This is a genomic window from Streptomyces sp. 6-11-2 (assembly GCF_006540305.1).
In the GTDB taxonomy this organism is placed as follows: Bacteria; Actinomycetota; Actinomycetes; order Streptomycetales; family Streptomycetaceae; genus Streptomyces.
In genome coordinates this window covers 3,264,624-3,273,423 of the sequence record NZ_BJOR01000001.1, presented here as the reverse complement: position 1 = coordinate 3,273,423, position 8,800 = coordinate 3,264,624, and the positions used below count along the sequence as shown (strand labels likewise).

Sequence of the window (8,800 nt, the reverse complement as noted above, 5' to 3'; positions counted from 1 at the left end):
AGGCCGGCCACGCCCCCGGAGGGGCGTGGCCGGCGGAAGAAAGAAGGAACGAAGGAAAGGGGCGGGTCAGCCGAGGCCAGGTACCTCGGTGGGCACGTCGAACCAGCTGGCGGCCAGCTTTTGGACCTGTTCGTCGGTCAGCGCGCCTTGGAAGGCCCAGACGTCGTCGACCAGGCCGGGGAAGTACTCTCCCCAGGCCCCGTCGGTCTTGGCGCGGCCGACCTGGAAGGACTTGGCCGCCTTGAAGGCGAGCGTGTTCTCGGCCCAGGAGACCTGGCCGCCTCCGCAGTCCTCGCCGTCGTCACCGTTGCCGCAGGAGACCTCCTGGAGCGTTCCGTTGACGTACAGGCGGGCCTGTTTGGTGAAGCCGTCGTAGACGACGGCCAGGTGGTTCCAGTCCCGCGCGTCGTAGAACTCGCTGTTCTTCACGCGTACGACCGTCGCGTCCGCGCCGTCCTTGTCCGGCAGCGTCAGCTCCCAGTGGCCGAGGCCCTCCGGGTTCGCGGTGTCCGGTACGAAGCGGACGGTGAGGGCACTCTGGCTGGAGCCCTCGGCGCTGACCAGCGCGACACCGCTCGTCGGCAGCGCGGCGGCCTGGGCCCAGGCGGTGACGGTGTAGCTGCCGCTGGTGTCGACCGGTACAGAGGTCGTGGCCGCGTAGGCGCCGACGCCGTTCAGTTCCAGACTGCCCCAGTCGATGAAGGCGAAGTCCGACTTCTTCGCGCCCCCGTACAGCGTGAGCGCGCTGCCTCCTGTCACCGCGTTCGGGGTGGTTACCGGGCCGGTCCCGGCGGTTTCCTCGAACATCCACCGGCTCTCGACCAGCGGGCGCTGCTGGAACATCTGCTGGACCTCCTCGGCGCCCACCACACGGTCGAAGAGGCGTACGTCGTCGATCTGGCCCGGGAAGAACGAGCCCGGCTTGCCGTCATAGGAACCGGCCCCGATCTGCACTGCCTCACCCGCGTACCAGCTGACCTTCAGTTCGGTCTCGCCGGCCTTCACGCCGTTGACGTACAGGATCAGCTTGCCCGCGACCTCGTCGTACACCCCGACCAGATGCGTCCACGTATCCCCGTAGGCGGTCTGCCCCTCAGGCTGCATGGCCCGGATCAGTTTGGCGTCCGGCGTGTCCGTCACGTAATGGTTGACCACCCAGCGGTCGTACGCCGCCGAGTAGTACAGCTCCATCCCCGGCCTGTGCGTGCTCGTCTGCGTGGCGATGATCGCCGCGTGGTCCGGCTTGGTCTTCGGCAGTTTGGCCCACGCGGACACGGCGAAGCTGCGCTGGTTGTACAGCAGCGGCCGCTTGGTGGTGGCGTAACCGTCGATCCCGTTCAGCGTCAGCGCCCTGCCCGCGACGCCCGACTGCCCAGAGGTGACACCTCCGACGAACGTGGCCGCCGGCACCTCCGCCTTCCCGGCCAGCTGCGTCGCGTCGGCAGGCTCGTCCATCGAGAACACCGCCCGCGCCGGACGGCCCGCGGTGAGCGACTGCTTGCCGTACAGGCGCGTCACCTCATTGGCCGACAGCGGCTTCTCGAAGATCTGCACCTCGTCGATCGCCCCGGGGAAGAACGAGGCCAGCCTGCCGCCGTCATAGAAGCCGGCGCCGATCTGAAGACCCCGGCGGGCGTCCCAGGGCGTGCTGTAGGCCGTGCTCCCGACCAGTGCACCGTCGACGTAGAGCCTCAACTCCTTGTCGCCCAGGCTGTAAACGCCCACCAGATGCGTCCACTGCCCCGCCTTGACCCCACCCGGGGAAGGCGCCATGGCCCGCACGATGCCCGCGCCGGTGGCATCGGCCTTGTACTGGTTGAACACCCACCGGTCATAGGACTTGGAGTAGTACAGCTCGAAGCCCGGGGCGTAATTGCCGGGCTGGGCGGCGATGATGGCCGCCTGGTCCGGCATCTTCGACAGCTTCGCCCATGCTGAGACGGAGAACCCGACCGAGGTGTCCACGGTGGGAATGTCGGAGACCGCGTAGCCGTCGACTCCGTTGAAGGACACCGCCGTACCCTTGGCCCCGGGCACGCCCGGTGTGGCGCCGCCGCGCAGCTCGAGCACACGCTCCGGCGCCGAACCCACGGCCTGGCTCGCCCCCGCCTCCTCGTCCATCTGCCACATCGCGCGCTCGGGCTGTCCGGCCTTGACCCGGAACTGGTAGGTGCGGACCTCTCCGGCGTTGCCGGCCTGGTCGAAGGCCTGCGCGGTGACGAAGTTCAGTCCCGGCCTGGCCGGCAGCATGCGGATGGCCTTCGCGGCGCCCGCGGACGTGGTGACCGCGTTCTTCGAGGTGGGGTCGCCGTTGACGCCGTACCAGTACTTGGTCACATCACTGTCGGCGGCTTTGAGCTCGAAGGTGCCGTACTTGCCCATCCCGTCGTGCCACGGGTCCTCGGGGTCCTCCGGGTTCGAGGCCGGGTACTCGCCCGAGCTGATCGACGGCGCCTTCGGCACCTTCGTGTCGTAGGAGAAGTAGCAGGCCGTCGGGTCACCCGAGGACGACCACGGCGAGTACTGCGCCCCGTCGTAGCTGCGCGCCTGCCAGTAGATCTGCTTGTTCTGCGGCACATTGGACGGCAGGCTGATCGAGAAGCTCGACCCGGACTTCTTGTACGAGGTGAGCGCCGGCTTCCACCGCGCGATCACACCCTTGCCGTCCCCGGTGTCCCACGACGCCTGGAACTCGACCGCGACGGTGTCGCCGTCCGGGTCGGTGACACTGTTCGCGTAGATCTTGCCCAGCGTGCGCACCCGCGCCGCCTCCGCCGGCTTCTTGCACGTGCCGCCGTACTCCATCGTCAGCTGCGACATCTTGATCTGCGGCGGCGGCCGGTTGTACTGCACCCGCAGATACGCCTTGTCCGAGAACCGCTTCCAGGCATAACCGTCCGTCTCACTGGCCGCCTGGAGCCCGAACGTCATCGTCGCGCTCTTGTTGTTCGCGGCCGTCTGCACCGCCGACTTCACATCGAACTCGGCGTCCTTGGCCGCACAGCCCGTATAGCCGTAGGCGAAGGACTTCGACGCCAGCTGCTTGATCCAGAAACCCGAGGCGTTCTGACTGTTCCACGTGGTCGAGGAGGAGATGTCCTTGGTCTGCCACAACTCCACACTGCGCGCATTGCACGACGCCGACCACGTGTTACGCACCACGAACTCCGCCGACAGGATCGACTTCCCCGCGAACGTCGAGGTCGGGATCCGGTAGAACAGCCGCTTCGTGTCATGCGGGGCGCAGTAGTCCCAGTTGCAGTAACCCAGACCGGCGTCCGCGGCACCGTTGAACTTCCACTGCGGCGACGACGCCCAGTACTTCGACGCCATCGTCCACGCCGACGCCTTCGGCGTGGACCACTGCGGATCGATGTACACCGGGTAGGTGGTGTCCGCACCCTTCAGCACACCCGCGTCCGGGGTCAGCACCAGCTCGTCCTGCCGGGCCGTCACATCCACACCCACCGGCGCGAGCTTGCCCGACTCCCCCGCACCCGGCTCACCACTCCCCTCCTCCGGCGCCGCAGTCCGCGCGCCGAGCGTGGTGGCGCGTGACTGCGCGGGGGCGGCGGCCTGCTCGCCTGGGCTGGAGTCCCACATCATCGGCTTCGGCGCCTCGAACACCGCGCCCGCCGCGCCCTGGTCGACGGCCTCCAGCCCGCCCCCGTCGGTCTCCCGCACGTCCAGGCCCGACGCCGACAGCTTCAACCGCAGCTCGGCCAGCTCCGCACTCGCCGCGGCCTTCGCCGACTTCACCACCAGCAACTGGGTGAAACCGTCCTCCTGCGCGGTCATCCGCAGATCCACATCCGGCAGCACCGACGCATACGTCGCCACCGCGCCTTCCAGCTCCGGCTTGGGCAGGGCCGTCGGCCACGACAGGCTCAGCTCACGCCCCGCCCGCCGCATCCGCACCAACGGCGCCGACCCACCACCGGCGGAGAACTCCACCTCCACCGTCGCGGCCTTCGGTGCGACCATCCCCTCACCGGTCGCCACCAGACTGGTGTCGACCCGCTTCCAGCCACCCTGGCCACGGGCCCACACCGGACGCAGATACTCCCGCGCCTCCAGATTCCCCTCCGGCGTGGCGAACACCTCACGGCTCTCCCCACGCCGCGCGGAGACCTCCACCGGCTTCCCCGTCCGCCTGGCCTCCGCCAAAGCGTCCGCCTCCGACACACCACCATCGGCAGGAGCTGCCTCCGCGCCGCGCGACGCGGCCGGCACAGCCGCCGCGGCCTCACCGCCTCCCAAGGCCGGAACCACTCCCACGGCCAACGTCACGCTCAGCAGCGCCCCGAAGGCCCTGCCCCCGCCCCGCAATCCAGTCCGCATCCCCGCTACATCCCACCCATGCCGCTCTCACAGTTGACTCACGTATCTAAAACGGGCAGGCAAAGGGAGCGTCAACAGGAAGGAAAGGGACATCAGTTGGCCAAGGTCAGTAACCGGATGTGAAGATGAATACGTTTACCTTGCTCTTCAAGATCGGGTAAAATTTTGCCTTGATCGGTTTCGTCGCCGGGGCTTGCGAATGCCCGGACGGGCCAAGAGCAGTTGCCTGCGGCTGACACGCTGTGTAATCAAAGGCGACGCGTCCTGGGGCCGCCCGGTACCGGGAACAGGACGGCCGATGCGGTGAGCTCGCCCGGCCGTCCCATCCGACGGTTCCGGTCAAAGGACGGCGATCAGTAACAGCAACGTCGCCATCGGGGACACAGCTCGCCGCAGGTCCGGTAACGACCTCTCGTCACGTCCCGCTTCCGGCGCGTCAAGCACGGCGGCGATCCCGAGAGCGGGATCGACTACGACCGGGGCCGCCCATGCCCGGCCGGACGAACTCAAAGTCGGAGCGCTCAGCTGAAGACGATCATCGAGCCCTGGGCCAGGCTTCGGGTGGCCGCCGCGTGGAGGCTCAGCCAGACGTGGCGTTCCCGGGCGAACGGGCTGGGGTCGTACGGCGCGGGGGCGGCCGGCTGTTCCAGTTCCGTGGGGCCGAGCGGAGGGTCGGGGGCGGCCGGTGGGTTGGCCGGGTCGATACCCAACGACGGGGCGACGTGCTCCAGTTCGCGCAGGAGAGCCTGGGAGGAGCCCAACGGGCCGCCGCCGGACAGGAGGTCCTCGTTGGACAGGGGGTGCGGGAAGTCCAGCGGGACGTACGCGCCGGCGTGGTCGTAGTGCCAGACCAGGTGGGACTGCTGGGCCGTCGTCTCGAACATCTCGAGCAACTGCTCGTAGTCGCCGCCCAGTTCGTCGACCGGGGTCAGCGGCAGGCCGCAGAGCTGGAGGAGGTAGGCGCGGCGCAGGAAGTGCAGCGCGTCGTAGTCGAATCCGGCCACCGGTGCCACCTCCCCGGACAGGCCGGGCATGTACTGGTACACCGGCACCGGTGGAAGCCCGTTTTCGGCGAGCACCTTGTTGTACTGCGCGAGTTCTTCGGCGAACGGGTTGTCCGGGGTGTGGCACAAGACGTCGACGAGCGGTACCAGCCACAGGTCACAGGCCAAAGAGGGCTCCTCGGGGAGGGCAGGGCTTCCAGCGTGTTCGGTGGTCGAAGAGTGTGAAGAAGAGTGTAGAAGCGTAGTCGGTGCGGAACCGCTCAGCTCCCCTCGTGCAGGTCCCATACCCACACCCCGCCGGTCCACGTGCCCGGACGGCCCACCAGCTTCGTCACCGCCTCCCGCAGCGGTTCCTCGTGCTGCTGGGGTGCCAGGACCAGGGCGCCCGCGTGCCAGTCGGCGAAGTCCCGCCGCGCCTGGGCCCGCCAGTCCTTGCCGAGGGCCGGTACGGACCCGGAGTAGCTCACGTCCCGCAGCATGTTGGAGGTGTAACGGGGGACGGCGCCGTAGATGCCGACGCGGTCGGGTCCGTAGGGGCCGTTGAAGTAGCCGCCGGGGAGCTTGAAGCCGAGGTGGGCCGCGGTCTGCCAGTGCAGGGCCTCCGCGTTGCCGGGGTCGGGCAGCGGTATCGGCACCAGGGTCTCGCCGTCGCGGACGTAGGACTTCCAGAGGCCGGCCGTGATGAACTCCGGTACCGGGGCGCGGTCTTCGGCCTTCAGTGGCGCCGGGACCAGCGGCAGCAGCGCCAGGCAGACCGCCAGCAGGCCGCCGTAGAGCGTGCCGACGCGGCCGGTCGCCGTGATCCTGGCGACGGCGATCGCCAGCAGCATGCCCAGCGCCGGCGCGCAGATCATCGCCACGCGCCCCTCGATGACCGACTCGAACAGCGGCAGGTGGGCGAGCGGCGCCCACGGGCCGGGGTAGACCGTGTCGGTCAGCGGCACGCGGAACTTCGGGCCCAGGGACAGCAGGGCCGCGGCGGCCGTCGTGACCGCCAGCGCCTTCACCAGCGCGTGCTCCCACAGCCGTACGGTGATCCCGAAGGCGAGCAGGAGCAGCGGCCAGCCGTAGAAGGCGTTCTGCTCCGTGGGGTTCAGGGACAGCGCGTCCGCCTTCTGGGCGTCGCCCGCGAACAGGGAGCGCTCGGCGAAGGAGATCAGGGCGAGCGGGCTGTTGCCGGCGTTGTCGCCGTGCAGCACGCTCTTGTAGCTCTGCGGGCCCGCGAACTGCCAGTACAGCGGGTAGGCGACGATCGGCAGGCACACCGCCGCGGCGATCAGCAGGCCCTTCAGGAGGGGCCGCCAGGCCTCCCGCGCGACCTCCCTGCGGACGAGCCCGTAGGCGGCGGCGAACAAGGTCATGCCGATCGCGGCGAGCAGCAGCGGCTCCTCGCCGAGGAAGATCTGGTACGCCGCCATCAGCCCGAGCACGATCCCGTCCCGCCGCACCCGGGTGCCCTCGCACAGGCGCAGCGCCCGGTCGACGATCAGCGGGATCATGAACAGGATCACGAAGTTCGGGTGCGCGTTGGCGTGACTGACCATCGGCGGTGCGAAGGCGGCCAGGCAGGCGCCGGTGAAGGCGGCGCCCCGGTGCCGTACGACCCGTCTGACGATCAGCCAGTACCAGGCGGCCGCGGTGGCCGCGAGCCCCAGGGTCATGCAGACGCTCAGCGAGACCGCCGGACCGAAGGCCAGCGTGACCGGGGCGAAGGGGACGGACATCCCCAGCATGACCGTGTTGGCCATGAGGTTCACGCCGTCGGGGAAGCCCTGGAGATCGGTGAACAGGGGGTTGCGCAGATGGGCGACGCTGTCGGCGGTGACCGCGAAGAACCACTCCCACTGGTTCTGGTCCTGGAGGGAGTCGGGGAGGTAGCGGTGGGCCGGGTCGAAGAGGCGGCCCGAGTAGAGGGTGACCGCCATCAGCAGGAAGAGCGCGGCGGCGAACAGGTCGGCCGGGCGGACGGAACGGGTCTTGAGCCGGCCCAGTTCGGCGAGGACCCGTAGGTAGTCCAGCGGGGCGACCTTCGAACCGGACTGGTGCGCCCAGCGGACCGGCACCTCGGCCACCGGCCAGTCGCGGCGGCGGAAGTGCTGGAGGACCTCCACGTCGATGCCCCAGCCGCTCAGCCGCGAGGCGGCGAACGCCTCGCGGGCCCGGTCGCCCTCGAAGAGTTTGAAGCCGCACTGGGTGTCGCGTATGCCGGGCACCGCGATGCGCCGTATCAGCAAGTTCCCGGCGCGGCCCAGCAGTTCGCGCACCCGGTGCTGGCGCCTGGCTATCGTCGCGCCTGGCACCGAGCGGGAGCCGATCGCGGCCGCGCCGCCCTCGCCGAGCGCCTTGTCGAGCTGTTCCAGCTCCTCGATGGGGGCGGCGAGGTCGGCGTCGGTGACCAGCACCCGGCGGCCGCGGGTGGCGGTCACCCCGAGGCGCAGTGCGTGGCCCTTGCCGCGGTTGCGGTCGCCGGCGACGAGCCGGACGCGCGGGTCCCGGCGGTCCGTGACGAGGCCGCCGGTGCCGTCGGTGGACCCGTCGTCGGCGACGACGACCTCCCATGAGCCGAAGCGGCCCTCGTTGTCGGCCAGATAGGCGGTGACCGCGTCGAGGGTGGGCCCGAGCCGACGTTCCTCGTTGTAGGCCGGGATGACGACGGACAGGTCGACGGCCCCGGTGACGGTCTCGCTCATGCGGTGGCCAGCCGCTCGACGAGGGCGAGGTCGTGCGCGTTGTACGCGGCGACGATCGCGCGGGCGGCCGGGGCGTCGCCCCTCACCATGGCGTCGACGAGTTCGGTGTGGGCGGACCACAGCAGGCCGCGCAGATCGCCGCGGCGGCGCAGGTGCTGCACCGCGCACACCCAGAACTGCACGCGCAGCCGGTTCAGGAAGTCGGAGAGGTAGGGATTGCCGAACAGGGCGCCGAGTTCCCGCCAGAAGCGCAGGTCGTAGCCGATCAGGACGGTCAGGTCGCCGGCGGTGGCCGCGCGCTGCGCCTCCTCGCCGCGCCTGCGCACCCCGGTGAGCGTGGCCTTGACGTACGGGTCGTCGGGCCGGCGGAAGGCCTCGGGCGCAGAGACGGCGGCCTGGAACATGCCGTCGGTGACCAGAGCACGGGCCTTGATCATGTCGTGGAGGTCGTGCAGCGAGTACTCGCGCACGTGGAAGCCGCGGTGCTGGTCGGCCTCCAGCAGGCCCTGGGCGGACAGGTCGACGAGCGCCTCGCGCACCGGGGTCGCGGACACCCCGTACTGCTCGGCGATCTCCTTGACCGTGAACTCCTGCCCCGGCTGGAGCCGCCCGGCCAGCACCTCGTCCCGGAGCGCGTCCGCGATCTGCTGCCGCAGGGTGCTGCGCGTCACGGCGCCGTTGCCGCTGATGCCGGGCATGGTCGGGGCGTCTCCTTGCGCGTGCGGGTGGCGTACTCGTACATCCATGTCTACGAGCACGCCACCT

4 protein-coding genes are annotated in these 8,800 nt (G+C 69.9%); all 4 read right to left on the bottom strand.

What is annotated here, in order from left to right:
• Positions 1-66: 66 nt before the first annotated feature.
• Positions 67-4,101, bottom strand: a complete 4,035-nt coding sequence (locus TNCT6_RS14065) for a LamG-like jellyroll fold domain-containing protein (protein WP_253266102.1) — start codon at positions 4,099-4,101, stop codon at positions 67-69.
• Between the two features lie 761 nt (positions 4,102-4,862).
• Positions 4,863-5,513 carry a hypothetical protein gene (locus TNCT6_RS14060; RefSeq protein ID WP_141359696.1) on the bottom strand — a complete coding sequence of 217 codons (651 nt, stop codon included), beginning with the start codon at positions 5,511-5,513 and terminating at the stop codon, positions 4,863-4,865.
• A gap of 92 nt (positions 5,514-5,605) precedes the next feature.
• A complete protein-coding gene (locus TNCT6_RS14055) occupies positions 5,606-8,035 on the bottom strand; it encodes a dolichyl-phosphate beta-glucosyltransferase (protein WP_141359695.1) in 2,430 nt (809 codons plus the stop codon).
• Positions 8,032-8,733 carry a GntR family transcriptional regulator gene (locus tag TNCT6_RS14050; protein ID WP_141359694.1) on the bottom strand — a complete coding sequence of 234 codons (702 nt, stop codon included), beginning with the start codon at positions 8,731-8,733 and terminating at the stop codon, positions 8,032-8,034. Before TNCT6_RS14050 ends, TNCT6_RS14055 begins: the two co-directional genes overlap by 4 nt.
• Between the last annotated feature and the right edge of the window lie 67 nt (positions 8,734-8,800).